24 protein-coding genes are annotated in these 23,918 nt (G+C 71.0%); 13 read left to right on the top strand and 11 right to left on the bottom strand.

Features of this window, described 5'->3' with window-relative positions; all coding sequences use genetic code 11:
• Nucleotides 1-41 precede the first annotated feature (41 nt).
• The 3 genes from QNO26_RS01045 to QNO26_RS01035 are packed head-to-tail and all read right to left on the bottom strand — an operon-like array spanning nt 42 to nt 3,251.
• A complete protein-coding gene (locus tag QNO26_RS01045) occupies nt 42-935 on the bottom strand; it encodes a carbohydrate ABC transporter permease (RefSeq protein WP_257532923.1) in 894 nt (297 codons plus the stop codon).
• A complete protein-coding gene (locus QNO26_RS01040) occupies nt 932-1,951 on the bottom strand; it encodes a carbohydrate ABC transporter permease (RefSeq protein ID WP_257532921.1) in 1,020 nt (339 codons plus the stop codon). Before QNO26_RS01040 ends, QNO26_RS01045 begins: the two co-directional genes overlap by 4 nt.
• A 10-nt stretch (nt 1,952-1,961) precedes the next feature.
• Nucleotides 1,962-3,251 carry an ABC transporter substrate-binding protein gene (locus QNO26_RS01035; RefSeq protein ID WP_257532919.1) on the bottom strand — a complete coding sequence of 430 codons (1,290 nt, stop codon included), beginning with the start codon at nt 3,249-3,251 and terminating at the stop codon, nt 1,962-1,964.
• Nucleotides 3,252-3,379: 128 nt separating this feature from the next.
• Between QNO26_RS01035 and QNO26_RS01030 the strand changes: the two genes are divergently transcribed.
• From QNO26_RS01030 to purU, 3 genes are all read left to right on the top strand, one after another.
• The gene (locus QNO26_RS01030) at nt 3,380-4,384 is read left to right on the top strand and encodes a LacI family DNA-binding transcriptional regulator (RefSeq protein WP_257532917.1); all 1,005 of its coding nucleotides are present in this window, start codon (nt 3,380-3,382) and stop codon (nt 4,382-4,384) included.
• A 186-nt stretch (nt 4,385-4,570) separates the two neighbouring features.
• Nucleotides 4,571-5,764 (top strand): cobalamin-independent methionine synthase II family protein, encoded by a 1,194-nt coding sequence (locus QNO26_RS01025; protein WP_257532915.1) that lies wholly within the window; start codon nt 4,571-4,573, stop codon nt 5,762-5,764.
• Between the two features lie 355 nt (nt 5,765-6,119).
• Entirely contained in the window at nt 6,120-6,998 is an 879-nt protein-coding gene (gene purU / locus QNO26_RS01020; protein WP_257532913.1) for a formyltetrahydrofolate deformylase, read from the top strand.
• A gap of 120 nt (nt 6,999-7,118) precedes the next feature.
• On the opposite strand, the gene QNO26_RS01015 is transcribed toward purU, so the two are convergent.
• Both QNO26_RS01015 and QNO26_RS01010 read right to left on the bottom strand, forming a co-directional pair.
• Entirely contained in the window at nt 7,119-7,517 is a 399-nt protein-coding gene (locus QNO26_RS01015; RefSeq protein ID WP_257532910.1) for a hypothetical protein, read from the bottom strand.
• 78 nt (nt 7,518-7,595) lie between these two features.
• Nucleotides 7,596-8,012, bottom strand: a complete 417-nt coding sequence (locus QNO26_RS01010) for a VOC family protein (RefSeq protein ID WP_257532908.1) — start codon at nt 8,010-8,012, stop codon at nt 7,596-7,598.
• 77 nt (nt 8,013-8,089) lie between these two features.
• Between QNO26_RS01010 and QNO26_RS01005 the strand changes: the two genes are divergently transcribed.
• Nucleotides 8,090-8,272 carry a hypothetical protein gene (locus tag QNO26_RS01005; protein ID WP_257638628.1) on the top strand — a complete coding sequence of 61 codons (183 nt, stop codon included), beginning with the start codon at nt 8,090-8,092 and terminating at the stop codon, nt 8,270-8,272.
• A gap of 279 nt (nt 8,273-8,551) precedes the next feature.
• Here the strand turns inward: QNO26_RS01005 and QNO26_RS01000 are convergent, their stop codons facing one another.
• The 3 genes from QNO26_RS01000 to QNO26_RS00990 form a co-directional block, all read right to left on the bottom strand.
• Nucleotides 8,552-8,938, bottom strand: a complete 387-nt coding sequence (locus QNO26_RS01000) for an MmcQ/YjbR family DNA-binding protein (protein ID WP_257532905.1) — start codon at nt 8,936-8,938, stop codon at nt 8,552-8,554.
• A 304-nt stretch (nt 8,939-9,242) separates the two neighbouring features.
• Nucleotides 9,243-10,157 carry a serine hydrolase gene (locus tag QNO26_RS00995; RefSeq protein WP_257532903.1) on the bottom strand — a complete coding sequence of 305 codons (915 nt, stop codon included), beginning with the start codon at nt 10,155-10,157 and terminating at the stop codon, nt 9,243-9,245.
• A 67-nt stretch (nt 10,158-10,224) separates the two neighbouring features.
• The gene (locus QNO26_RS00990; protein ID WP_257532901.1) at nt 10,225-12,207 is read right to left on the bottom strand and encodes a M13 family metallopeptidase; all 1,983 of its coding nucleotides are present in this window, start codon (nt 12,205-12,207) and stop codon (nt 10,225-10,227) included.
• Nucleotides 12,208-12,281: 74 nt separating this feature from the next.
• Between QNO26_RS00990 and QNO26_RS00985 the strand changes: the two genes are divergently transcribed.
• Nucleotides 12,282-13,604: an MATE family efflux transporter gene (locus tag QNO26_RS00985; protein WP_257532899.1), complete on the top strand. Its 1,323-nt coding sequence runs from the start codon at nt 12,282-12,284 to the stop codon at nt 13,602-13,604.
• Nucleotides 13,605-13,607: 3 nt separating this feature from the next.
• On the opposite strand, the gene QNO26_RS00980 is transcribed toward QNO26_RS00985, so the two are convergent.
• Nucleotides 13,608-14,234 (bottom strand): TrmH family RNA methyltransferase, encoded by a 627-nt coding sequence (locus QNO26_RS00980; RefSeq protein WP_257533140.1) that lies wholly within the window; start codon nt 14,232-14,234, stop codon nt 13,608-13,610.
• A gap of 178 nt (nt 14,235-14,412) precedes the next feature.
• Here QNO26_RS00980 and QNO26_RS00975 point away from each other — a divergent pair, with 178 nt between their 5' ends.
• From QNO26_RS00975 to QNO26_RS00960, 4 genes are read left to right on the top strand one after another with little or no spacing between them, the layout of a single operon-like run.
• The gene (locus QNO26_RS00975; protein WP_257638626.1) at nt 14,413-15,345 is read left to right on the top strand and encodes a metal ABC transporter substrate-binding protein; all 933 of its coding nucleotides are present in this window, start codon (nt 14,413-14,415) and stop codon (nt 15,343-15,345) included.
• The gene (locus QNO26_RS00970; RefSeq protein ID WP_257532896.1) at nt 15,342-16,091 is read left to right on the top strand and encodes a metal ABC transporter ATP-binding protein; all 750 of its coding nucleotides are present in this window, start codon (nt 15,342-15,344) and stop codon (nt 16,089-16,091) included. Before QNO26_RS00975 ends, QNO26_RS00970 begins: the two co-directional genes overlap by 4 nt.
• Nucleotides 16,088-16,951, top strand: a complete 864-nt coding sequence (locus tag QNO26_RS00965) for a metal ABC transporter permease (RefSeq protein WP_257532893.1) — start codon at nt 16,088-16,090, stop codon at nt 16,949-16,951. The genes QNO26_RS00970 and QNO26_RS00965 overlap by 4 nt, the downstream gene beginning before the upstream one ends.
• Before the next feature lie 27 nt (nt 16,952-16,978).
• Nucleotides 16,979-17,629, top strand: a complete 651-nt coding sequence (locus QNO26_RS00960) for a metal-dependent transcriptional regulator (protein WP_257532892.1) — start codon at nt 16,979-16,981, stop codon at nt 17,627-17,629.
• Nucleotides 17,630-17,651: 22 nt separating this feature from the next.
• On the opposite strand, the gene QNO26_RS00955 is transcribed toward QNO26_RS00960, so the two are convergent.
• Entirely contained in the window at nt 17,652-18,626 is a 975-nt protein-coding gene (locus QNO26_RS00955) for an SDR family NAD(P)-dependent oxidoreductase (RefSeq protein ID WP_257532890.1), read from the bottom strand.
• Between the two features lie 41 nt (nt 18,627-18,667).
• On the opposite strand from QNO26_RS00955, the gene QNO26_RS00950 reads away from it, so the two are divergent.
• Nucleotides 18,668-19,477 carry an HAD-IIA family hydrolase gene (locus QNO26_RS00950; protein ID WP_257532887.1) on the top strand — a complete coding sequence of 270 codons (810 nt, stop codon included), beginning with the start codon at nt 18,668-18,670 and terminating at the stop codon, nt 19,475-19,477.
• Nucleotides 19,477-20,049 (top strand): YdeI/OmpD-associated family protein, encoded by a 573-nt coding sequence (locus QNO26_RS00945; RefSeq protein WP_257532885.1) that lies wholly within the window; start codon nt 19,477-19,479, stop codon nt 20,047-20,049. The genes QNO26_RS00950 and QNO26_RS00945 overlap by 1 nt, the downstream gene beginning before the upstream one ends.
• A 149-nt stretch (nt 20,050-20,198) precedes the next feature.
• Here QNO26_RS00945 and pyrE read toward each other — a convergent pair whose 3' ends face one another.
• Nucleotides 20,199-20,777, bottom strand: coding sequence for an orotate phosphoribosyltransferase (gene pyrE, locus QNO26_RS00940; protein WP_257532883.1), 579 nt, complete (start codon nt 20,775-20,777; stop codon nt 20,199-20,201).
• 190 nt (nt 20,778-20,967) lie between these two features.
• Between pyrE and QNO26_RS00935 the strand changes: the two genes are divergently transcribed.
• Together QNO26_RS00935 and pntB are read left to right on the top strand one after the other, a co-directional pair.
• A complete protein-coding gene (locus QNO26_RS00935) occupies nt 20,968-22,509 on the top strand; it encodes a Re/Si-specific NAD(P)(+) transhydrogenase subunit alpha (protein WP_257638625.1) in 1,542 nt (513 codons plus the stop codon).
• On the top strand, nt 22,506-23,909 hold the full coding sequence (gene pntB / locus QNO26_RS00930; protein ID WP_257638624.1) for a Re/Si-specific NAD(P)(+) transhydrogenase subunit beta: 1,404 nt from the start codon (nt 22,506-22,508) through the stop codon (nt 23,907-23,909). Before QNO26_RS00935 ends, pntB begins: the two co-directional genes overlap by 4 nt.
• Nucleotides 23,910-23,918: the final 9 nt, after the last annotated feature.

The following is a 23,918-nucleotide window of genomic DNA, read 5'->3' as shown; positions in this document are numbered from 1 at the left end:
CCGAAACAGGGGTGTCCACGGAGGAGTCCTCGATCTTTCTTTCAGCCCTTGACGGCGCCGGTGAGGCCACCGACGATACGACGCTCGAACAGGCTGAAGAAGACCAGAGCGGGGATCATCGACAGCGAGGTGAAGGCCAGTACGCGCGCCGTATCGACGGAGTACTGGGAGGAGAAGGCCTGCACACCCAGCGGGAGGGTGTAGCTGGCCTCGTTGTTGAGGATGAACAGCGGCAGCAGGTAGCTGTTCCAGCTGCCGATGAACGCGAGGATGCCGACGGTGATCACGCCGGGGAGGGCGAGTGGAATCACCATGCGCCAGAAGAATCCCAGCCGGCTGGCGCCGTCGATGAAGGCCGCCTCCTCGATCTCATCGGGGATGGCCTTGAGGAACGGCACCAGGATGATGATCGTCGTCGGCAGCGCGAACGCGATCTGCGGAAGGATGATGCCCGGCAGCGAGTTCATCAGGCCGAGGTCGCGCACCACGATGTACAGCGGGGTGATGGCGACGGTGATGGGGAACATCAGGCCGGCCGCGAACATCGCGTACAGCGCTCCCCGCCCGCGGAAGCGGTAGCGGGCGAGTACGTAGCTGGCCATGAGTCCGAGGATCACGGCGCCCGCGGTCGTCGACAGGGCGGCGATGGCGGAGTTGAGCACCTGTCGCCAGAACATCGACCCGCTGAGCACGTCGAGGTAGTTGCCGAAGTTCCAGGGGCTCGGAAGCCCCGACGGGTCGGCGGTGATCTGTGCGTTCGTGCGGAACCCGCCGAGGATGATGTACGCCACCGGCACGAGGATCACGGCGATGACCACCAGGGCGATGAAGTAGACCACCGGGTTGCCCCAGGGCAGCTTCTCCTTCGGCTTCCTGCCCGCCTTGAGCAGCGGCTCGTCGGGCGGAGTCGTGGTGATGAGGGCTGTCGCGGTCATCGACGCTTACCTCCCGTGAGGGCGCCGGCGGTATCGCGGCGCAGGACGAAGCGCTGATAGATCAGCGCGACGACCAGTGAGATGAGGAACAGGACGACTGCCACGGCGCTGCCGTAGCCGTAGTTCCCGGAGTTGCGGCCCTCGGACACCATGTAGGTCGCCATGGTCGAGGTGCCCGCCGTGGAGGCGACGTACTGGCCCCAGATGATGTAGACGAGGTCGAACAGCTGCAGGGAGCCGATGATCGACAGGAACGCCCAGATGCGCACGGTCGGCCCCAGCAGCGGCACCGTGATGCGCCACTGGGTCTGCCAGAACGAGGCCCCGTCGATCGCGGCGGCCTCCGACAGCTCCTCGGGGATGCCCTGGAGACCGGCGAGGAAGAGGATGACGGCGAAGCCGAAGTACTTCCACGTGATGATCACCATCAGGGTCCAGATGGCGATGTCGGGGTTGGCGAGCCAGTCCTGCTCGAGGCCGCTGAGCCCGACGTTCTCGAGGAAGCCGTTCAGGGCGCCGCGCTGCTGGAGCATGAGGCTCCAGCCGACGCCGACGACGACCTCGGCGATGACGTAGGGGACGAAGATCAGCACGCGGATGACCGACTGGCCGCGCATGCGGCGGTTCAGCAGAAGCGCCAGCAGCAGGGCTGCGGGGCCCTGGAGCACGAGCGACATCACGACGATGAACGCGTTGTGGCTGAGGGCCGCATGGAAGGCGGGGTCCTGCAGGATCAGCAGGTAGTTGTTGAAACCGACGAAGTCGGTGGGCGGGCCGTAGCCCTGCCACCGGAAGAAGCCGTAGTACGCGGCGGCGACCACAGGGAAGATGACGAAGCCGAGGAAGACCAGCAGCGCTGGCCCCACCAGGATCGCGATCTCGAGGCGCCCAGCCCAGCCCAGCCCCTTGCGCCGCCGCCGCACGGGCGGGGACGACACCTGGGTGTCGCCCCCGCCGCGCCGCGCGAGCTCGCCGGATGTGCCGCTCTCCGTCAACGAGTTCTCGCGAACAGACATGTGCGGATTCCTAGCCCTTCGCTGCGGCTGCGTTGACCGCCTCGACGAGCTGCTCCGGACCACTGTTGCCTGCCAGCATGTCCACGACCGCCACGTTCAGCGCGTTGCCGACGTTCAGGCCGTAGATGGTGTCGAGCCACTGCGAGACGTAGGGCGCCTCGTTGTAGGCCTCGATGATCTGCAGCAGGTAGGGCTCGGTGACGGCCTCCTGGGCGACGGTGTTCACCGGCGGGGCGTCGAAGGCGTCGTAGTACGCCTCCTGCACCTCGGCGGTGGCCAGGTAGTTCAGGAAGTCCACGCACGCGTCGGGAGCGTCCACATAGCAGGAGTAGCCGTCGATGCCGCCGAGGATCGAGCCGGGCTCGCCCTCACCACCGGGAACCTCGGGGAAGGGGAACCACGCCAGGTCGGGCAGCGGCTTCTCGTCGGGCGTCAGACCCGCGATGACACCCGGGTTCCAGGCGCCCATGAGCTCCATGCCGGCCAGGTGGTTGGCGATGAGGCCGGCCGACGAACCGGCGCCCTGCTGGGCCTCGGTGGTCAGGAAGCCCTGGTTGAACGGCTCGGTCTCGGCGAAGTCGGCGAGGTTCTGTGCGGCATCCAGCCAGCACGGGTCGCTGAAGTCCATCTCCTCGGCTGCGGTCGCCATGGTGTCCGGGCTGCAGGCGCGCAGAGCGAAGAAGTAGTACCAGTGGGCGGCGGGCCACGCGTTCTTGCCGCCGAGGGCGATGGGCTCGACGCCCGATGCCTTGAGCGCTTCGACAGCGGCGCCCATCTCCTCGATCGTCTTCGGGTTCTCGGTGATGCCCGCGGCGTCGAAGAGGTCCTGGCTGTAGAACATGCCGCCGGGGAGCACGGCGATCGGCATCCCGTAGAGCTTGTCGTCGACGCGCAGGTTGTCGAGCGTCGTGTCGGGGATCTCCTCGACGGCCGTGTCGGAGATCGAGTCGCTGATGTCCTTGATCTGGCCCGCGGCGACCATGGCCGCGAGCTTGCCGCCGCCACGCTGCAGGAACAGGTCGGGTGCGTCCCCGGAGTTCAGCGCGGTCTGCAGCTTGCCGTCGAGCTCCTCGTTCTGCACGACCTGCACCTTGATGGTGACGCCGGGGTTCTCCTCCGAGAATGCCGCGGCCGTCTGGTCCCAGAACTCCTTGCCGGGGCCGGTGGTCGAGTTGTGCCACAGCGTCATCTCGACGTCGCCGTCTTCGCCGGCACCGCCTCCGCCGCCGGAACAGCCGGCGAGCGCGAGCACACCGGCGGTGACCGCTGCCGCTGCTGCGAGCGTCCTCTTCGCAAACATGTGATTCCTCTCTTCGTTGAGTGCGCGCCGGGGTCGTCATGGACCTCTGCGTTGCACGTCATCCTCATGCCGCGCGGAAAGCCTGTCAAACGTTTTCGAAATCCTTTTCTATGCGTATGCTCACCTGCATGTCCCGCCGCGCCACCATCCACGACGTCGCCGCCGCCGCCGGCGTCTCGGTCTCGACCGTCTCCAAGGCCGTCAACGGCCGCTACGGCGTCGCCGAGGACACCGTCGCGCGGGTGCTCGAGGTCGTCGAGCGCCTCGGCTACGAGTCCTCGCTCGTCGCCAGCAGCATGCGCTCCCAGCGCACCGGCGTGATCGGAGTGCTGGTCGCCGACTTCGAGCCGTTCAGCGCCGAAGTGCTCAAGGGTGTCGGCTCGGCGCTGCGCGACTCCCGCTACGACCTTCTCGCCTACAGCGGATCGCGTCAGGCCGGCAGCGCAGGCTGGGAGCGCCGCTCGCTCAGCCGGCTGAGCGGCACGCTCATCGACGGGGCGATCATGGTCACGCCGACCGTGATCGGGGTGACCGCCGACGTGCCCATCGTGGCGGTGGACCCCCACACCGGGCGCGCGGATCTGCCCACGGTCGAATCCGACAGCTACGGCGGCGCCCTCCACGCCATGCAGTACCTCGTGCAGCTCGGCCACCGCCGCATCGGGTTCATCGCCGGCCGCCCGGACCTGCGCTCATCGGAGGCGCGCGAGGCGGGGTACCGGGCGGGGCTTCGCGAAGCCGGCATCCTGGCCGACCCGTCGCTCGTCAGGGTCGGTCTGTACCAGCCCGAGACGGTGCGCGAGCAGGCGTTCGCGATGCTGCAGCAACCCGACCGCCCCACGGCGGTGTTCGCCGCGAACGATCTCTCGGCCATCGCGGTGATCGAGGTGGCAGCGGAGCTGGGACTCCGGGTGCCGCTGGATCTGTCGGTCGTCGGCTTCGACGATGTGCCCGAAGCCTCACGGGTGCACCCGGCGCTCACGACCGTGGCTCAGCCGATGCGACGGCTGGGCGCGGTGGCGGCCGAGTTCGTCAGCGCGCTGCTGGCCGGCGAGACCCGCGACCAGCTTCACGTCACCCTGCCGACACGGCTCGTGGTGCGCGGCACGACGGCGCCGCCCGCCGGGGTCTGAGCGCCGCGACCGGCGCCGGCGTCACGGACCGTCACACACCGGGTCCGGCGACGGCCCCGAACCTAGACTCGGGGCGGCTCGAGAACCGGAAGCCTCCGCCTTGAGCAGTGCTGCGCGTGCGCCGCTGCGAGAGCCTCCCACCCGCCGCCGGCGCCGCGCGCGCCGGCATCCGTCCCCGGAGGAATCATGACCGACATCCAGACCACCACCGCCGGCAGCCTGCCCCGCACGCAGGCGCTCATCGAGGCGAACGCTGCGCGCACGTTCGCCGACGACGGGTTCACGCTGCAGTCGACGCCCGAGTTCGAGCAGCTCGTCGCGGACGCGGTCGACGATGTCGTGGAGCGTCAGCGCGAAGCCGGGATCACGCTCGTAGGCGACGGCGAGTTCGGCAAGGCGATGTCGAACGCCGTCGACTACGGGGCGTGGTGGTCGTACTCGTTCCAGCGGGCCGCCGGACTGTCGATGACCGAGGTCAACGCGTTCAACGAGCCGCCGGTGCGCTCGGAGCCCGGGCACATCCGCTTGACCTCGTTCCTCGACCGCCGCGACCGGCAGCTGTTCCCGGACGTCTACGCGGAGTCGGTGGAGGTCGGGCGCAACGCCACCGGCTTCCCCACGACGACGGGCCCCATCACCTATCGCGGCCAGGAGGCCGTGGCATCCGACATCCGTCACCTGAAGGCGTCGCTGCGCGAGGGTGAGCAGGGGTTCCTCACGGCGATCGCCCCCGGGTCGGCGGCGCGGGTGCGCAACGAGTACTACGCCACCGACGAGGAGCACATCTGGGCGTGGGCGGATGCCCTGCGCGAGGAGTACCGGGCGATCGTGGATGCCGGGCTCATCCTGCAGCTGGACGACCCGTCGCTGGCGGAGAACTTCGACCAGATCAACCCGGAGCCCTCGATCGCCGACTACCAGGCGTTCACGAAGATCCGCATCGACGCGATCAACCACGCGATCGCCGGGCTGCCGAAGGAGCAGGTGCGTCTGCACCTGTGCTGGGGATCGTGGCACGGGCCGCACACGACCGACATCGAGCTGCGGCACATCCTGCCCGTGGTGCTCGGCGCGAACGTCGGGTCGATCTCGTTCGAGGCCGGCAACGTGCGCCACGAGCACGAGCACACCGTGTGGGGCGAGGTCGCGGTGCCCGATGACCTCGTGCTCGTTCCCGGTGTCGTCAGCCACGCGACCAACGTCGTGGAGCACCCCGACCTGGTCGCCCAGCGCATCGGGCGCTTCGCCGACATCGTCGGCGCGGACCGCGTCATCGCCTCCACCGACTGCGGACTGGGCGGGCGCATCCACCCCGACCTCGCGTGGGCGAAGCTCGCGTCGCTGGGCGAGGGCGCGCGCCGCGCCGCCGCCCGCGCCTGACCCGGGGACCCACGCCGGGGCCCGGCGCCGCGGGGGCTCCCGCCCGCCGCGCCCATGCCGGGGGCCCGGCGCTGCTCGAGTGTCGCGTCCGCACAGTGGTGCGGCATCCCACCCACCACACGTGACACTCGAGCAGCGCGGGCGGGCGGGCAACGCGGCGCGGCGGGGCGCCGGGGAGCCTGCCGCTGCTCGAGTGTCACGTCCGCACAGTGGTGCGGCATCGCACCGACCACACGTGACACTCGAGCAGCGCGGGCGGGCGGGCAGCGCGCCGCGGGCGCGGGCGGGCAGCGCGGCGCGGCGGGCGCGGGGGCGGGTGCACGCGGCATCCGCTCGGACACGGCAGAATCGAAGGATGACCGCGCACGTCGCCACCCTGCTGCCCGCCCACGCATGCCTCATCGTGCACGGCAGGGACCAGCCCGGTATCGTCGCCGCCGTCTCGGCCATGATCACCCGCATCGGCGGCAACATCGTCGCGTTCGACCAGTACTCGGACGACCCGACGGGGGGCGCGTACTTCCAGCGCGTGGTGTTCCACCGGCCGGATTTCGCCGCGGCCCGCCCCGCGATCGAAGCCGAGATCGCCGCCACCCTGCAGGGATTCGATCTGCAGTGGTCGCTCACCGACCAGTCGGTGCCCAAGCGGATGGCGATCCTGTCGTCGAAGCAGGACCACTGCCTGCTCGACCTGCTGTGGCGTCACCGCCGGGGCGACCTCCCGGTCACCGTGCCGATGGTGGTGTCGAACCACACCACGTCCGCCGAGGACGTGCGCTCGTTCGGCGTGCCGTTCTTCCACGTCCCCTCGACCCCCGGCCCCGACAAGTCCGAGTCGGAAGCGAAGATCCTCGAACTCCTCCAGGGCAACGTCGACTTCGTGGTGCTGGCGCGCTACATGCAGATCCTCTCGGCGGACTTCCTCGACGCGCTCGGGGTGCCGGTGATCAACATCCATCACTCCTTCCTGCCGGCGTTCATCGGCGCCGAGCCGTACAAGAAGGCCAAGGAACGCGGCGTCAAGCTCATCGGCGCGACGAGCCACTACGTCACGACGGATCTCGATGAGGGCCCGATCATCGAGCAGGACACGATCCGCGTCACCCACGCCGACACGACGGCCGAGCTCGCCCGGCGCGGCGCCGACGTCGAGCGCCAGGTGCTCTCGCGCGCGGTGCTGTGGCACGCGCAGGACCGCGTGATCCGCCACGGCAACCACACCATCGTCTTCTGAGGCGGATGCCGTGAGGCGGATGCCGTGAGGCGGATGCCGTGAGGCGGATGCCGTGAGGCGGATGCCGCGACACGACCGCCGCCACCCCGGCGGCTGCCGCGGACGATCGCCGAAACCGGGTCAGGCACCCGCCGGATGCGCCTCATCGAACGGCACACGCAGGTACTTCGGCGCCTGCACCCGCCAGGCTTCGGTCACCAGCTCCGTCAGGTGCTCGGGATCGATCCCGGCCAGCCGGAACGCGACCTTCGGCTCGCTCCAGCGCGTCGTCTCGCGCAGGAACACCGACGGCGCCATCTCGATCAGAGCACGGGCGTCCACACGGTCGGCCACCCTCACCGCCACGACGGATTCGGCCGCGATGACCGCGCGCATGTCGGCGGGGATGCTCGGCCACGGATGGCACTCCCAGGCGTACAGCCGACCGCGCACGAACCACGCCGCGCCGCCCGTGGTGGCGCGCTCCTCGCTGCCGGGCAGGCCCGCCGCGATCCGTCGCACGTCGTCGAGGGTGGCCATGCCGCCAGGGTACGCGCGGGTGCGGACATGGACGACGCCGCGGGACGACCCTGCGACCGCCGTCCGCTCCCGGTCGGCTCAGCTTTCGCCGGCCATAACGGCGGGCGGGTTGTGCATGAACTCGATGCGGATGCCATCGGCGTTCTCCAGGAACGACGCGTAGTACCGCTCGCTGAAGCGCGGGTAGGTCTTCGGCTCGCGCACCACCGACCATCCGGCATCCACCGCCACCTGGTGCAGGCGGTCGACATCGGCGCGCGAGTCGACGGCGAAGGCCAGGTGCTGCCACCCGACGCGGCCGTGCCGGTGCGGACCCGACCCGGGCTCGCGGGCGGGCATGAGGATGAACTCGGTCTCCCCCTCGGCATACCACGCCGCCCCGTTGCCGTCGCCGCTCTCACGCGCGAGCCCCAGCGCCGTCAGCACGGGGTCGAACTCTGCGATGGCGCGGTCGAGGTCGTCGACGGAGACTCCGAGGTGATCGAAAAGCGGCATCCCTGCATTCTGGCGCAGAGAGCAGCGTCCCCGCCGGGGCCGGGCGCGCGCTTCGCCCCAACTGCTAGATTGCGAGCGTGACGACCTCCACCCCCGTCAGGACGTACATCGCCGCCCTCTTCCTCGGCGGGCTCGCACTGGGCGTCTGGGGCACGATCCTTCCCCTCGGCGGCGGCACCCTGATCGCGCTGATCGGGGCCGCAGCGATCGGCGCCGCTCTGGTGCTCGTCGGCATCCGTCTGATGGGGCCGGCGCGCTGAGGCCCTCGACGCACCGGATGCCGCAGGCCCGCGGATACAGGGCGACACCGATCCTGGCGCTCGTCGCGGCATCCGCCGCCCTGATGGCCGCCGTCGTGCTGCTGACGGCGACACTCCCCTACACGCGCACGGGACCCGCGACGCCGCTCGCGGTCGCGCTGGGACTCGCCGGGTTCGTCGTCGCGGCGTGGGCGGTGGGCGACATCCGGCGCCTGGGTGCCCGGAGCTCCGAGGCGGTCGCCAGGAGGACAGGACTCCCCGACGGCGACCCGGGCCCCGCTAGTCCAGCAGCCTCGCCAGGCGGGCCGGAGCGGTCACCCGGTAGGAGGCGTCGACGAGCTCCGCGACCTCGTCCCAGTCCAGGTCGGCGAGGTCGATGCCGAGCCACCCCGAGGGGCCGAGGTAGGCGGGCACGAAGAATCGGGCATCCTGACGCAGCGCGGGCTCATCGACGGGGTCGGGCCGCACGATGATCGCCCCGTCATGCGGCACCCAATCGCCCGGTCCCACCCGGGCGCTGCCGCCGAAGTAGCAGAAAGTGCGCACGGTGAAGAAGTTCGGCCGGCCGTGGCTGATCCTCTCCTGCGCTTCGGGGAGCGCCAGGCACACCGCGCGCAGCCGCTGCAGCTGCGGATCGTCGTGGTCGAACATCAGCGGATGCTCCATGCCGACATCCTGCCGCGGGGTATGGCGGGGGGAAACCGCCGACCCCGACGACCGGGGCGTTTCGTCTCGCTGCGCTCGCTCAACGACCGGGGTGCCGCGACGCGGCGGTTGTTGAGCGAGGGAGCGCAGCGACCGGGGCGGGCGGGGCGTTTCGTCTCGCTGCGCTCGCTCAACGACCGAGGGCGTACCGCTCGTTGAGCGAGGGAGCGCAGCGACCGAGACGAAACGCCGAAGGGCACGGGGCGTTTCGTCTCGCTGCGCTCGCTCAACGACCGGGGTCTCGCTGCGCTCGCTCAACGACCGGTCAGTACACGTACTCCATGAGCTCGACGCCCAGGGTGCGGAAGGCCTCGTGAACGCGCAGGCGGTGGGCGATCGACAGGTCATCGAACGCGACCAGCATCGCGTAGGCCACCCCCGCGCGGGGGCCGGCCAGGACGCCGCCCTCGGCCCGGATCCCGTCGCCTCGCCCGGTCTTGTTGACGAACAGCAGGCCGTGGGCGTCGTCCTCGTGCGCAAAGGGGTCGAGCCCCGTGGCGGATGCCGCGAGCGTGAGGTCCACGTTCAGGCTCAGCCACTCCGACACCTGAGCGCTGACCCCCGGAGAGACCGCCCGGGCGTTCACCAGCGACGAGAACAGTCCCGCCAGCTCGCGAGCGGTGCCCAGCGCCACCTGAGGGGCGTCGTCGGGACCGCGCTCGTTGCGGAATCCGTCCATGAGCGCGGTGTGGTCGATGCCCAGAGACTCCAGCCGGGAGCGCACCGCCGGCAGCCCCACCCGCTCGAGCAGGGCGTTGGTGGCGAGCGCATCACCGGTCGCCGAGGCGAGCACGGCCAGGTCGGCCAGGGGCAGCGCCGGCGCCTTGAGGTGCTGCCAGACGCCGGCGACGGCCACCGGCGGCAGCTGCTGGCGGTCGACGATCTCCAGCGGATCCAGCCTTCCGTCTTCGAAGGCCGCCGCCGTCTCGAGGAGGAGGGGGACGACCCCCAGCCCGGCGACGGGCAGGGTGCGGTGGTCGTCACCCGCGAGCACCGCCTCGCCGTTGTCGAGGTCCTCCACGCGCACGGACAGCCGTGCGCCCGACGCGGCGAGCTCGTCGAGCACCTTCCACGTCGCGGTGAATGAGCGCCGCGCAGCTGCCTCACGGCGCGGCTTTCGTCGCGCACCCCGCAGGGGTGGCTGCTTCTCGCGGCTGCGCTGCGGGTCGGGATTGCCCACGCGTGCGTCCTTCCGAAATGAGGGGGTGCCGCTCACGCCGGCCGGAGTCGGCGTGAGCGGCGGGTGGTCACCAGATCGTGACCCGGTCGGCGGGAGGCATCCACAGGGCGTCGCCCTCGGTCACATCGAATGCGTCGTAGAACGCGTCGATGTTGCGCACGATCTGGTTGCACCGGAACTCGTTGGGCGAGTGCGGGTCGATCGTGAGCAGGCGGATCGTCTCGGCGTCGCGGCTCTTCTGCTCCCACACCTGCGCCCAGCTCATCAGCAGGCGCTGGATGCCGGTGTAACCGTCGATCACGGGCGCCTCGGCGGCGATGCCGTCCTCGTCGGTACCCAGCGAGAGGGCGTACGCCTTGAGCGCGATGCCGAGGCCGCCGAGGTCGCCGATGTTCTCACCGATGGTGAGCGCGCCGTTGACGTGGTGCTCCGCCGAGAGCCCGACCGGCACGAGAGCGTCGTACTGCGCGATGAGGTTCTTCGTGCGCTCTTCGAACGCGGCGCGGTCGGCGTCCGTCCACCAGTCGCGCAGCGACCCGTCGCCGTCGAACCGGCTCCCCTGGTCGTCGAAGCCGTGGCCGATCTCGTGCCCGATCACGGCGCCGATGCCGCCGTAGTTCGCCGCGGCATCCCGCCCGGCGTCGAAGAAGGGGTACTGCAGGATCGCGGCAGGGAAGACGATCTCGTTCATCAGCGGGTTGTAGTAGGCGTTGACCGTCTGCGGGGTCATGTACCACTCGTCGCGGTCGATCGGCTGACCCACGCGGGCCAGCTGGCGGTCGTGCTCCCACACGTGGGCGCGGCGCACGTTGCCGACGAGGTCGGTGGGGTCGATCTCGAGGGTGGCGTAGTCCTTCCACTTCACCGGGTAGCCGATCTTGGGTGTGAAGGCTTCGAGCTTGGCGAGGGCCCGCTCGCGGGTCTCCGGGCTCATCCACTCCAGGCCCGAGATCGATCGACGGTACGCCTCGACGAGATTGGCGACCAGCTCATCCATCGCGGTCTTGGCCTCAGGCGGGAAGTGCCGCTCGACGTAGACCTTGCCCACGGCCTCGCCCAGCGCCGCCTCGACGAGGCCCACGCCGCGCTTCCACCGCTCGCGGTTCACCGGAACACCGGTGAGCTGGGTGCCGTAGAAGGAGAAGTTCTCCTCGACGAAGTCATCGGACAGGAAGGCCGCCATGCTGTGCACGATCTGGAAGCGCAGCCACGCCTTCCAGTCCTCCAGTCGCTCCTCGGTGAGCACGGAGCCCAGTCCCTCGAGATACGAGGGCTGGTTGACGTTGAGCTCGGCGAACGCGCCGTCATGTCCGGGGGCGACGGCCTCGCGCCACGGGTCGAGGTCGACGCCGACCAGGGCGCGCACCTCGTCCCACGTCTTGAGGTTGTACGTGGCGACCGCGTCACGGCTGCGCACGTTGTCCCAGTGGTGCGACGCCAGTTCCGTCTCGAGCGCCACGACGCGGTCGGCCTGGGCGCCGGCGTCCGCGACGCCGGCCATCTCCAGGATGCGGTGGATGTGCGCACGGTGGGCGGCCCGCGTCTCGGCGAAGCTCTCGAGCCGGTAGTAGCTCTCGTCGGGCAGCGACAGCCCGTTCTGCAGCACGAACGGCACGTAGCGCTCGGGGTTGCCGGGGTCGGGCTCGATGTAGATGCCGAAGAAGCTGCCGACCCCGTCGCGCTCGAGACGACCGACCGTGCTCAGCAGCTCGGGCACCGTGGTGACGGCATCCACCTGGGACAGCAGCGCCTGCAGCGGCTCGGCGCCGAGGGCGGCGATGCGCTCGGTGTCCATGAAGCTCGTGTAGAGGTCGCCGATCTTGCGCGCCTCGGTGCCGGGCTCGGCGTCCTGGGACTCGTCGACGATCGCGCGGACGTGCTGCTCCGCCTGCTCGGCGAGGAGGTGGAACGATCCCCAGCGCGCCTTGTCTTCGGGGATCTCGGTACGGTCGAGCCACGCACCGTTGACGTGGCGGAACAGGTCATCCTGGGGGCGGATCTCGGGGCTCAGGTCGTCGAGCGCAAGGCCGGAGGGGAGGGCGTCGGTCATGCTTCCCAGGATAGGCGCGGCACCTGTGCCTGCGCGGCGCGGATGCCGCGCTCTCGCGGCCGTAGGCTCGACGGGTGACCACGCGCGACCCGCTCAACCGCGACATCCTGCGGCTGGCCGTGCCGGCGCTGGGCGCCCTGGTGGCCGAGCCGCTGTTCCTCATCGTGGATGCCGCCCTCGTCGGCCACCTCGGGGTGGTGCCGCTGGCGGGCCTGGGGATCGCCGGGGCGGTGCTGCAGACGATCGTGGGCCTGATGGTCTTCCTCGCCTACGCGACCACGCCGGCCGTCGCCCGCCGCTTCGGTGCGGGCGAGATGGGCTCGGCGGTGCGCGCGGGGATCGACGGGCTGTGGCTCGCGCTGGGGCTGGGCGCCGTGCTGGCCTTGGTCGGCTCGCTGGCGACCCCGACCGTCGTCGGCCTGTTCGGCGCAACGGCGGAGGTGGCCGAGCAGGCCGAGATCTACCTCGGCATCTCGATGTGGGGCCTGCCGGCGATGCTCATCGTGTTCGCGGCCACCGGCCTGCTGCGCGGGATGCAGGACACCGTGACGCCCCTGTGGATCGCCGGCCTCGGGTTCACCGCGAACGCCCTGCTGAACTGGCTGTTCATCTACGGTCTCGGCTGGGGCATCGCCGGCTCTGCAGCCGGCACCGTCGTCGCCCAGTGGGCGATGGTGGCCGCCTACGCGGTCGTCGTGCAGCGACTGGCCCAGCGCCATGCGGCATCCGTCCTGCCCCACCGCGAGGGCGTGCGCGGATCGGCGCGCTCAGGCGGGTGGCTGTTCCTGCGTACCGTGTCGCTGCGCGCCGCACTGCTGGCCACGGTGGGGGTGGCGACGGCACTGGGCACGGAGGAGCTCGCGGGCTGGCAGGTCGCGTTCACGATCTTCTCCACGGCCGCCTTCGCTCTGGACGCACTGGCGATCGCCGCGCAGGCGCTCATCGGCAAGAGCCTCGGTGCCGGCGACGAGCGCGCGGTGCGCAAGGTGCTGCAGCGCACCGTGGCGTGGGGTGGATGCTTCGGCGTGCTCGTGGGCGTGGTCGTCGCCGCGGCGTCGGGCGTGATCGGGCTGCTGTTCACCGGCGATCCCGCGATTGCGGCGCTGGTGCAGCCGGCGCTGCTCGTGCTGGCGCTGGCGCAGCCGGTGTGCGGGGTGGTCTTCGTGCTCGACGGTGTGCTGATGGGCGCCGGCGACGTGCGCTATCTCGCGATCGCCGGGGGGCTGAACCTGCTGCCCTTCGTGCCGGCGCTGCTGCTGGTCGGCGCGCTGCAGCCGCAGGGCGCGGCCGGGCTGGCGTGGCTGGCGGCGACGTTCTTCGGCGTGTACATGCTGGCGCGGCTGGCGACCCTCACCTGGCGGGTGCGGCGGCCGCAGTGGATCAGCGCCGGCGTGTGACGCTCACGCCCAGCGCCGGCACCACTCGTACATGACGATGGCCGCCGCGGCGCTGGCGTTGATGGAGCGGGTCGAGCCGTACTGCGCGATCTCGACGACCCCGTCGGCGGCGGCGAGCGCCTCCTCCGAGAGGCCCGGACCTTCCTGACCGAACAGCAGCACGCACCGCTGGGGCAGCTCGGCGCGATCCACGGGGACCGACCCGGGCACGTTGTCGACGGCGACGACCGGCAGGCCGGCCTCGTCCGCCCAGGCGGCGAATGCCGCGACGTCCTCGTGGTGACGCACGTGCTGGTAGCGGTCGGTGACCATCGCACCGCGCCGGTTCCAGCGCCGCTTTCCGATGATGTGCACCTCGGCGGCGGCGAACGCGTTGGCGCTGCGCACGATCGATCCGATGTTCATGTCGTGCTGCCAGTTCTCGATGGCGACGTGGAACGGATGCCGCTTCGCATCGAGGTCGGCCACGATCGCCGCCATCGTCCAATACCGGTAGTGGTCCACGACGTTGCGCCGGTCGCCCTCGGCGAGCAGGTCGCGGTCGTAGCGGGGGTCGTCGGGCCACGCCTCGGGACCACCCGGCCACGGGCCGACGCCGTAGGGCAGCGTCGGCTCGGCGGGCTCCGGCACCTCGGCGGGCACGACGGCGCCGTCGGGAGCGGAGGCGGCGCGGTCAGTCACCCCTTCAGGCTACCCAGCGTTCCCGGGGGAGCCCCGCGCAGACCCCTGTCCGGCCTGGTCATCCCGGAGGGGCGCAGGTGCGCAGAAACACTTTTCGGCGTACCGAAATCTCTGCTAATTTTTCGGCATGCCGAAAACTCCGCGCGGCCCGATCCCCGCTCTTCTGGCCATCGTCACCGCGAGCGCCCTCGCACTGACGGGGTGCTCGGAGGCTTCCACCGCGCGTGACGACGACCGTCCCGTCGTCGTCACGACCTTCACGGTGCTGCAGGACATCGCGCAGAACGTGGCCGGCGAACACCTGCGGGTGGAGTCGATCACCAAGATCGGTGCGGAGATCCACGGGTACGAGCCGACCCCCGGCGACGTCGCCCGCGCAGGCGAGGCGGACCTGCTGCTGGACAACGGGCTGGGCCTGGAGGCCTGGTTCGAACAGTTCATCGCCGACCTCGACGTCCCCCGCGTCGTCGTGAGCGAGGGTGTCGACACGATCGCGATCGGGGAGGACGCCTACGCCGGCCGAGACAACCCGCACGCCTGGATGTCTCCCCTCAACGCCCAGGTCTACGTCGACAACCTCGTCGCCGCGTTCACTGAGCTCGATCCCGACAACGCCGCCGCCTTCCAGAGCAACGGCGCCGCCTACAAGCGGCAGCTGCAGGCGCTGCACGACGAGCTGACGGCGGTGCTCGACACCCTTCCCTCCGAGCACCGCGCGCTCGTGACGTGCGAGGGGGCGTTCTCGTACCTCGCCCGCGACGCGGGGCTCACCGAGCACTACATCTGGCCGGTCAACGCCGAACAGCAGGCCACGCCGCGCCGCATCGCCGCGACCATCGATGCCGTGCGGGACACCGGCATCCCCGCGGTGTTCTGCGAATCGACCGTCTCGGATGCCGCGATGCAGCGTGTCGTCGAGGCCACCGACGCGGTGTTCGGAGGGGTTCTCTATGTCGATTCGCTGTCGGATCCTGACGGGCCCGTGCCCACCTACCTCGACCTGCTGCGGCACGACGCCGCCGTGATCGCGGCGGGGCTGGCGGGGACGGAGCAGCAGTGACGCCCGCGCTGGAGGCGCACGACGTCACGGTGCGGTACGGCGACGTGATCGCGGTCGACCACGCATCCCTCACCCTCGGGCGGGGAGTGGTGTGCGGCCTGGTCGGGATGAACGGCTCCGGGAAGTCGTCGCTGTTCAAAGCGGTGATGGGTGTCGCACGACCCGTCTCCGGTTCGGTGCGCATCGGAGGACTCACCGCGCCGGAGGCACGTCGGGCCGGCTTGGTCGGCTACGTCCCCCAGTCCGAGGCAGTCGACTGGTCGTTCCCGCTCAGTGTGCGCGAGGTCGTCATGATGGGGCGGTACGGCTATCAGGGCCTCACCCGCCGGCCGCGCCCCGCGGACCGGGCAGCCGTGGCGGAAGCCCTCGACCGCGTCGAGCTCGCCGACCTGGCGGATCGTCAGATCGGCGCGCTGTCGGGAGGACAGCGCAAGCGGGCGTTCGTGGCGCGCGGTCTCGCACAGCAGGCGCGCGTGCTGCTGCTGGACGAGCCCTTCGCCGGCGTCGACAAGCGCACGGAGGCGACACTCACGGCGGTGCTGCGCGAAGCGGCGGCCGACGGGGCGAGCATCCTCGTCTCGACCCATGATCTCCAGGCCCTCCCGGCGCTGTGCGACGAGGTCGCGCTGTTCCTGCATCGCGTGCTGCTGAAGGGCAGCCCGGAGCAGGCGCTGCAGCCCGACAACCTCGCCCGCACGTTCGGCCTGGACGTTCTGCAGCGTCCGGCGGCGGAGGGAGGGGAATGAATCCCGTGGACTGGCTGCTGGAGCCGCTGCAGTACGACTTCATCGTGCGCGCGCTGATGGTCACCACGGTCGCGGCGATCGTCACGGGGGTGCTCAGCTGCTGGCTGGTGCTCATCGGCTGGTCGCTCATGGGCGACGCGGTCTCCCACGCCGTGCTCCCCGGCGTCGTGCTCGCGTACGTGATCGGCGCGCCGTTCGCGGTGGGCGCGCTCGTGTTCGCCGTCGCGGCCGTCGCAGCCATCGGAATCGTGCGCACCACCAGCAGGGTGAAGGAGGATGCCGCGATCGGCGTCGTCTTCACGACGCTGTTCGCGCTGGGGCTCGTGCTGATCTCGGTGACTCCCTCGCAGACCGACCTCAGCCATATCCTGTTCGGCAACCTGCTGGGCGTCGGCATGGCCGACCTCGTGCAGGTGCTCGGGCTCGGGGCGTTGACGCTCGCGGTGCTGATGGTCAAGCGCCGCGACCTGACGCTCTTCGCGTTCGACCCCGCGCATGCGCAGGCGATCGGACTGAGTCCGCGCCGCCTGAGCGCGCTCCTGCTGGGGGCGCTCGCGGTGACGGTCGTCGTGGCCTTGCAGGCGGTGGGCGTCATCCTCGTCGTCGCGATGCTGATCATCCCCGGGGCGACGGCATATCTGCTCACCGACCGCTTCGGGCGGATGCTGCTGATCGCACCCGCCGTCGCCGCGTTCAGCGCCGTCACCGGCATCCTGCTGAGCTACTACCTCGACGCCTCCTCCGGGGGTCTGGTCGTCCTGACGATGGGTGCGCTGTTCCTGCTCGCCTATCTGTTCGCCCCTCGGCAGGGGGTCATCGGGCGCGCGCTCGCCCATCGACGCTCTGCGGCCGCTGGGTAGGCTGGAGCGCTGATCCCGGAGGCCCGCATGCCCAAACCCGACCCGCGTCCCGTCGTCGACGACTACCTCAAGACGATCTACCACCACACCGAGTGGCAGACCGATCCGGTGACGCCGTCGCGGCTGGCATCCGAGTTGGGGCTCGCCCCCTCCAGCGTCACGGAGATGGTGCAGAAGCTCGCCGCGCTGGGCCTGGTCAGCCACCGCCCGTACGGACCGGTCACCCTCACCCCCGAGGGCACGCGCCGCGCGGCCGCGGTGATCCGGCGGCACCGCCTGGTGGAGACGTGGCTGGTGCGGGAGTTCGGCTACGCCTGGGACGAGGTGCACGACGAGGCCGAAGTGCTCGAGCACACCATCAGCGACCGCCTGCTCGAGGGCATCTCCGCGCGGCTCGGACACCCGCGTTTCGACCCGCACGGCGACGCCATTCCCGATGCCGACGGCGTCGTGCACCGCGAGCCCTTCGTGCTGCTGGCCCAGGCGGTCCCCGGCCACGAAGGCCGGGTGCTGCGGGTGAGCGACCGCGACCCGGCGCTGCTGCGCGCGTGCGAGGAGGCCGGGCTCGACGTCGGCCACACCGTCACGGTGGTCGGTGACGGCACCGTGTCGATCGATGGCGCGGCGCCCACCGCGCTGCCTGCGGGCGCCGACGACGCCATCTGGGTCACCGCCTGACCGGCGGGCTGGGCACGGCCGATCAGGCCCGGCTGCGGCGCCGCGTGCGCGCGGCCTTGTCGAACGGCCAGGCAACGCGCGTGGCCGTCTCGCAGAACGCCCACAGTCGTGCGGCACGATCGGTGTCGCGGGTGATCTTCGACGCGCGTGCCACACGCGGTGCACCGCGGACCACCGCTCCCGGACCCCAGAACGATCCGCTCTCCACGTGCGGATCGACCAGCGCACGCACGAGCGGCCAGGCGCCGCGCTCCTTCGACTGGGCGAACGCCGCCTGCAGGTTGTCGGTGAACCGCTTGGCGCGGTCGGGCTCGTTCACGCCGAGGATGCCGCGGGTGCGGCCGCCGATGGCGTAGCCGGGATGGGCGACGACGCTTCCCACCGGCACGCCCGCAGCGCTCAGCCGACGAGCGGCTTCGAAGCCGAGGGCGGTGGTCATCACCTTCGACTGCACGTACGCGCGCCAGCCGGTGTACCCCTCCTCGAGCTCAGGGTCGGCCGGGTCGAAAGGCCACAGCGTGGTGGCCATACTTCCCAGCCACACCATGCGCCCGCCCGCGGCGGCGAGCGCGGGAAGCATCTCCCCGGCGAGCGAGAAGTGGCCGAGCACGTTGGTCGCCAGCACCACTTCGTGGCCGTCGGCGGTCAGCTCGCGGGTCTTCGGCGGATGCACGACGCCGGCGTTCAGCAGCAGGCCGTCGAGCCCGCGCCGGCCGCGGGCCGTCGCTGCGGCGGCGCGCACCGAGCCGAGGTTGCTGGTGTCCAGCAGCAGCGTCTCGACGGTGACGGAGGTGGCGTGCGGCACCAGCCGCAGCAGTGCCGCCCTGGCCGCGGCGAGACGATTCGGGTTGCGCCCGGTCATCACCACCTGCGCTCCGGCGCCGGCGAGCTGCAGCGCGGCGAAGAACCCGAGCCCCTTATTGGAGCCGGTGATCAGGTAACGGCGGCCCTCGAGGTCGGGAAGGCGCTCGGGGTCCCAGTCATCGCGTCGCGGCACACGTCAGAGACTACGGGCAGAGCCGCCGATAGGCTGGCCACATGCGGACCCGCGCCGACATCGACTGCTGGCTGACCGACATGGACGGCGTGCTCGTCCACGACAACCGACCGGTCCCCGGTGCCGCCGAGCTGCTGACGCAGTGGCGCGACACCGGCACGCCGTTCCTGGTGCTGACGAACAATCCCATCTTCACGCCGCGCGATCTCAGCGCACGGCTGCGGGCGTCGGGGCTGGACGTGCCAGAGGAGAGCATCTGGACGTCGGCGCTGGCGACGGCGGACTTCCTCCGCTCGCAGCTGCCCGGCGGCAGCGCGTTCGTCATCGGCGAGGCGGGGCTGACGACGGCGTTGCACGAGGCCGGCTACATCATGACCGAGACCCAGCCCGACTACGTGGTGGTGGGAGAGACGAGGCAGTACTCGTTCGAGGCCATCACGAGGGCGATCCGGTTCATCAACAACGGCGCGCGATTCATCGTCACCAACCCCGACGCCACCGGCCCGACCCCCTACGGCGTGGTGCCGGCCACCGGCGCTTTCGCGGCCCTCATCACGAAGGCCACCGGCCGCGAGCCGTACGTGGTCGGCAAGCCCAACCCGATGATGTTCCGCTCGGCGCTCAACCGCATCGGCGCCCACTCCGAGTCGACCGGCATGATCGGCGACCGCATGGACACCGACGTCGTCGCCGCGATCGAGGCCGGACTGCACTCCGTGCTGGTGCTCACCGGCATCAGCGACCGCAGCGAGGTGGAGCGCTACCCGTTCCGTCCCGACGAGATCCTCGACTCCGTGGCCGACCTCCTCACGTCCGAACCGATCGAAACCGAGCTTCCCGAGGTGCTGTGATGGGCGTGCACGACGACGCCGAGGCGCTGCGGGCGACGGATGCCGCCGCCTGGCGGGCCTGGCTCGAGGAGCACCACGCCACGGCGCGCGGCGTGTGGCTGCTGCGCCCGCGGGCGGGGGTCGTGCGGGAACTCGTGGGCTACGACGACGCGGTGCGCCAGGCGCTGTGCTTCGGATGGATCGACGGCACCGTGCGCCCCCACGACGACGAGACGATCGGGCAGTGGTACTCACCGCGACGACCCGGGAGCGGATGGGCGGCAACGAACAAGGCGCGGGTGGCGCAGCTCGAAGCCTCCGGCGAGATGGCCGAGGCCGGGCGGCGGGTCGTCGCCGAGGCGAAGGCGAGCGGCGCGTGGGAGCTGCTCGACGGCCCGGAGGCGGGCATCGAGCCTCCCGAGCTCACCGCGGCCCTCGACGCGGTTCCGCAGGCGCGGGCGAACTGGGACGCCTTTCCCGCCTCGGCGCGCAAGATGGGACTGACGGCGGTGGCGATGGCCAAGCGGCCCGAGACGAAGACGATGCGCATCGCCAAGATCGTGGCCGACGCGGCGGAAGGACGGCGCCCGTGAACGAGTTCGAACAGACCCTGTTGCTGCTGTCTGCGGCGGCCATGACCGCCACCACGCTGGTCGTCTTCGTCGTGCAGTACATCCGCGGGCGCGGGCGCGACCACTGACGGGACAGCTCGCGCGCGAGCCGCCGATCGCGGGCGGGCGGGCTACTGCGGCTGCAGCCCCAGGTCGTCGAGGTCGATGGCGGCCAGCCACTGCAGGCCCGCCGCTTCGACGGCAGCCTGCGCGCCGGTCTTGCGGTCGACGATGACGGCCACCGCGACCGGCTCGGCGCCCTCGCGACGCAGCGCCTCGACGGCCTTCAGCGCGGACTGCCCGGTCGTTGAGGTGTCCTCGACCACGATGACGCGCTTTCCGGCGACGTCGGCCCCCTCGACCTGACGGCCGCGACCGTGGTCCTTCGGCTCCTTGCGCACGACGAACGCGTCCAGCGGCGTGCCGGCGTGCACCGACTCGTGCATGATCGCGTTGGCGATCGGGTCGGCGCCGAGGGTCAGCCCTCCCACCGCCACGACGCCGTCCACGTCGCGCACCAGGTCGAGCATGATGCGCCCGATCGCGGGCGCGGCGCGGTGGTCGAGCGTGAGCTTGCGCATGTCGACGTAGTACGTGGCCTTCTTGCCGCTGGAGAGGGTGAAGTCGCCGTGGAAGACGGCCTCATCCTTGATCAGCGCGATGAGCGCCTGGCGGTCGGCTTCGAGAGCGGGCGTGGAGGCGACGGTCATGGCTTCGAGTCTACGGATGCCGCCCGGCCCGTCCCGCCCGCACTGCCCGCCCCGCGGCGGCATCGACGCGGTGGCCTGCTTTCCCGGCGCGGGGAGCGCCGTCTGCGTTCCCCCTAGAGTCATCATCGACAGTACGAACGCGGCGGCGAAGCCTGAGCGCGCGCCGTCCGCCCCGAGCACAGGAGTGCGCATGACGCCCATGGGGATCGTCGCGGAGCACGCGGGTGAAGCCCGCGTCGCCGCCACACCCGCGACGGTCGCGAAGCTGACTGCGCTCGGGTACGAGGTGATCGTCGAGACCGGCGCGGGTGCCGCGTCGTCGTTCCCGGATGCCGCCTACCGCGAGGCCGGCGCGCGCATCGTCGACCGACGCGCGGCCTGGGCCGCCGACGTCGTGCTCAAGGTGAATCCACCGACACCGGAGGAAGTGGCACTGCTGGCCGACGGGGCGACGCTCATCGGACTGCTCGCCCCGGCCCTGCGCCCCGACGTGCGCGCATCGCTGCAGACGCGTGGCATCACCGCGCTCGCGCTCGACGCCGTGCCGCGCATCTCCCGCGCGCAGTCGATGGACGTGCTCAGCTCCATGGCCAACATCTCCGGCTACCGCGCGGTGGTCGAGGCGGCGCACGAGTTCGGGCGCTTCTTCACCGGCCAGGTGACCGCCGCCGGCAAGGTTCCCCCCGCCAAAGTGCTGATCGCCGGCGCCGGAGTCGCGGGTCTGGCCGCCATCGGCGCGGCGTCGTCGCTGGGCGCGATCGTGCGCGCGACCGATCCACGCCCCGAGGTCGCCGATCAGGTGCGCTCGATCGGCGGCGAGTATCTGCCCGTGGTCGTCGACGAGCAGATGGACTCCAGCGACGGCTACGCCACGGCGACGAGCGAGGCGTACGACCGTGCCGCCGCGGCGCTGTACTCGGCACAGGCGCGCGAGGTGGACATCGTGATCACGACCGCGCTGATCCCGGGGCGTGCGGCGCCGCGGCTGCTGACCGCCGCCGACGTCGCGAGCATGAAGCCGGGCAGTGTCATCGTGGACATGGCCGCCGCGCAGGGCGGCAACGTCGAGGGCTCGGTGGACGGCGAGCGCGTCGTCACCGACAACGGTGTGATCATCCTCGGCTACTCCGACCTGGCATCCCGCCTGCCCGCCCAGGCGTCGCAGCTCTACGGCACGAACCTCGTGAACCTGGTGAAGCTGCTCACCCCCGGCAAGGACGGCCGTCTGGTCCTCGACCTCGACGACGTCGTGCAGCGCTCGATCACGGTGGTGCAGGACGGCGAGTCGACGTGGCCACCGCCCCCCGTGCAGGTGTCGGCGGCACCGCCGGCGGCGACGACGGATGCCGCGGCGCCCGCACCCGCCCAGAAGCGCACCCTGTCGCCCGCCGGCCGCACCGGGCTGATCGCCCTCGGCATCGCCGCATTGTTCGCCGTGTCGGCGATCGCACCCGCTCCGCTGCCGCAGCACCTCACCGTGCTGGTGCTGTCGGTGATCGTCGGCTTCTACGTGATCGGCAAGGTGCACCACGCCCTGCACACGGCGCTGATGAGCGTGACGAACGCGATCTCGGGCATCATCATCGTCGGCGCGATGCTGCAGGTGACGACCCCCGACCCGCCGGTGCAGATCCTCGCCGCGGTCGCCGTGCTGCTGGCATCGGTCAACATCTTCGGTGGGTTCGCCGTCACGCGGCGCATGCTCGCCATGTTCTCGAAGGGTGACCGATGACCGCCGCCGCCGTGGCCACCGCCGCCTACCTCGTCGCGGCGCTGCTGTTCGTGCTCAGCCTGCGCGGTCTCAGCACCCACGAAACGGCCCGCACGGGCGTCGGCTACGGCATCGCCGGCATGGTGATCGCGCTGGCGGCGACCGCCTGGGTGACGGTGCAGGATGCGTGGGGCGACCCGCAGGCGACCCTCGGGCTGGTGCTGCTGGCCGCGGCGGTGCTGATCGGCGCGGCGATCGGGCTGTGGCGGGCGCGCGTGGTGGAGATGACCGGCATGCCCGAGCTGATCGCGCTGCTGCACTCCTTCGTGGGCCTCGCAGCGGTGCTGGTGGGCTGGAACGGCGCCCTGCACGACCCCGGCCTGTCCGGCGCGCTGCGCGACATCCACCATGCCGAGGTCTTCATCGGCGTGTTCATCGGCGGCGTCACCTTCACCGGATCGATCGTGGCGTTCCTGAAGCTGTCGGCGCGCATGTCGTCGCGCCCGCTGATGCTGCCGGGCAAGAACGCGCTCAACGTCGGTGCGCTGGTCGCTTTCGTCGCCCTCACGACCTGGTACGTGATCACCCCGCAGCTGTGGCTGCTGGTGGCCGTGACCGTGCTGGCGCTCGCGCTGGGCTGGCACCTCGTGGCATCCATCGGCGGGGGCGACATGCCCGTGGTCGTCTCGATGCTCAACAGCTACTCGGGTTGGGCGGCCGCCGCGGCGGGGTTCCTCCTGAACAACGACCTGCTGATCGTCACGGGCGCCCTCGTCGGGTCGTCGGGCGCGTATCTGTCGTACATCATGTGCAAGGCGATGAACCGGTCGTTCCTGTCGGTGATCGCCGGAGGGTTCGGCATCGAGCGGCCCGTCGCGGGAGACGTCGACCACGGCGAGTATCGCGAGGTGGATGCCGCGACCGTCGCGGACATGCTGCGCGAGGCGTCATCGGTCGTGATCACCCCCGGATACGGCATGGCCGTCGCGCAGGCGCAGTATCCGGTGGCGGACCTCGCCCGGCGGCTGCGCGAACGGGGCGTGGACGTGCGCTTCGGCATCCACCCGGTCGCCGGCCGACTGCCCGGCCACATGAACGTGCTGCTGGCCGAGGCGAAGGTGCCGTACGACATCGTGCTGGAGATGGACGAGATCAACGATGACTTCGCCTCGACGTCGGTCGTGCTGGTGATCGGCGCGAACGACACGGTGAACCCCGCCGCAGCCGAGGACCCGTCGTCGCCGATCGCCGGGATGCCGGTGCTGCGGGTGTGGGAGGCCGAGAACGTGATCGTCTTCAAGCGGTCGATGGCCGCCGGCTACGCCGGAGTGCAGAACCCGCTGTTCTACCGTGAGAACACGCAGATGCTCTTCGGTGACGCGAAGGAGCGAGTGGAGGACATCCTTCGGGACGCCGAGTGAGTATGCGGC

This window comes from Microbacterium sp. zg-Y1090 (assembly GCF_030246945.1).
GTDB classification, from domain to species: domain Bacteria; phylum Actinomycetota; class Actinomycetes; order Actinomycetales; family Microbacteriaceae; genus Microbacterium; species Microbacterium wangruii.
The sequence above is the reverse complement of the archived record's forward strand: the minus strand, read 5'-3'. Positions and strand labels throughout refer to the sequence as shown.

Coding starts and splice junctions, on each gene's coding strand:
- QNO26_RS01045 (WP_257532923.1), bottom strand. CDS start 935: ATGACCGCGACAGCCCTCATCACCACGACTCCGCCCGACGAGCCGCTG.
- QNO26_RS01040 (WP_257532921.1), bottom strand. CDS start 1,951: ATGTCTGTTCGCGAGAACTCGTTGACGGAGAGCGGCACATCCGGCGAG.
- QNO26_RS01035 (WP_257532919.1), bottom strand. CDS start 3,251: ATGTTTGCGAAGAGGACGCTCGCAGCAGCGGCAGCGGTCACCGCCGGT.
- QNO26_RS01030 (WP_257532917.1), top strand. CDS start 3,380: ATGTCCCGCCGCGCCACCATCCACGACGTCGCCGCCGCCGCCGGCGTC.
- QNO26_RS01025 (WP_257532915.1), top strand. CDS start 4,571: ATGACCGACATCCAGACCACCACCGCCGGCAGCCTGCCCCGCACGCAG.
- purU (WP_257532913.1), top strand. CDS start 6,120: ATGACCGCGCACGTCGCCACCCTGCTGCCCGCCCACGCATGCCTCATC.
- QNO26_RS01015 (WP_257532910.1), bottom strand. CDS start 7,517: ATGGCCACCCTCGACGACGTGCGACGGATCGCGGCGGGCCTGCCCGGC.
- QNO26_RS01010 (WP_257532908.1), bottom strand. CDS start 8,012: ATGCCGCTTTTCGATCACCTCGGAGTCTCCGTCGACGACCTCGACCGC.
- QNO26_RS01000 (WP_257532905.1), bottom strand. CDS start 8,938: ATGGAGCATCCGCTGATGTTCGACCACGACGATCCGCAGCTGCAGCGG.
- QNO26_RS00990 (WP_257532901.1), bottom strand. CDS start 12,207: ATGACCGACGCCCTCCCCTCCGGCCTTGCGCTCGACGACCTGAGCCCC.
- QNO26_RS00975 (WP_257638626.1), top strand. CDS start 14,413: ATGCCGAAAACTCCGCGCGGCCCGATCCCCGCTCTTCTGGCCATCGTC.
- QNO26_RS00965 (WP_257532893.1), top strand. CDS start 16,088: ATGAATCCCGTGGACTGGCTGCTGGAGCCGCTGCAGTACGACTTCATC.
- QNO26_RS00960 (WP_257532892.1), top strand. CDS start 16,979: ATGCCCAAACCCGACCCGCGTCCCGTCGTCGACGACTACCTCAAGACG.
- QNO26_RS00950 (WP_257532887.1), top strand. CDS start 18,668: ATGCGGACCCGCGCCGACATCGACTGCTGGCTGACCGACATGGACGGC.
- QNO26_RS00945 (WP_257532885.1), top strand. CDS start 19,477: ATGGGCGTGCACGACGACGCCGAGGCGCTGCGGGCGACGGATGCCGCC.
- pyrE (WP_257532883.1), bottom strand. CDS start 20,777: ATGACCGTCGCCTCCACGCCCGCTCTCGAAGCCGACCGCCAGGCGCTC.
- QNO26_RS00935 (WP_257638625.1), top strand. CDS start 20,968: ATGACGCCCATGGGGATCGTCGCGGAGCACGCGGGTGAAGCCCGCGTC.
- pntB (WP_257638624.1), top strand. CDS start 22,506: ATGACCGCCGCCGCCGTGGCCACCGCCGCCTACCTCGTCGCGGCGCTG.